The organism is Vibrio sp. 1078-1, from assembly GCF_033340475.1.
On the sequence record NZ_JAWOWM010000627.1, the window covers coordinates 1 to 584 of the forward strand.

Sequence of the window (584 nt, forward strand, 5' to 3'; positions counted from 1 at the left end):
TTATCGAGATTGCCAAACGATTTTGGCGGGTCACGAACAAGCCGAGCTCCTGTTGTGGCGTGGACGAGAGATGATCGAAATTCTGATCACCTTGTCGATGGACAAAGCAACATTAGTGGCGGCTCAACTGTTTCCTTTGGTTTCAAGTGGTGCTTTCAACAGAGAACTTCTTGAAGAAAAATACAGCAAAGAAATCATTAAGCTCATTGATGGCGTAGAAGAAATGGCCGCTATCGGTCAGCTTAACGTTACGATGGAAGGCAGTGCTGCGTCGTCTCAAGTAGACAACGTTCGTCGCATGCTGCTTGCCATGGTGGATGATTTTCGTTGCGTTGTCATCAAGCTAGCAGAACGAATTTGCAACCTTATTGAAGTCAAAAAAGCACCGGACGAAGTTCGACGTGCTGCGGCAAAAGAGTGTGCCAACATTTATGCTCCACTGGCTAACCGCCTAGGTATCGGTCAGCTTAAGTGGGAAATCGAAGACTACGCTTTCCGTTATCAACAACCGGACACTTACAAGCAGATTGCAAAGCAGCTTGCTGAGCGTCGCATTGTCCGTGAGCAATACATCAAAGATTTTG

The 584-nt window shown here is 46.7% G+C and carries 1 protein-coding gene; it reads left to right on the forward strand.

The annotated features are described in order from the left end of the window. Positions 1–584, forward strand: a 584-nt coding sequence (locus R7190_RS29180; RefSeq protein WP_318138111.1) for an HD domain-containing protein, incomplete at both ends; no start/stop codon positions are given.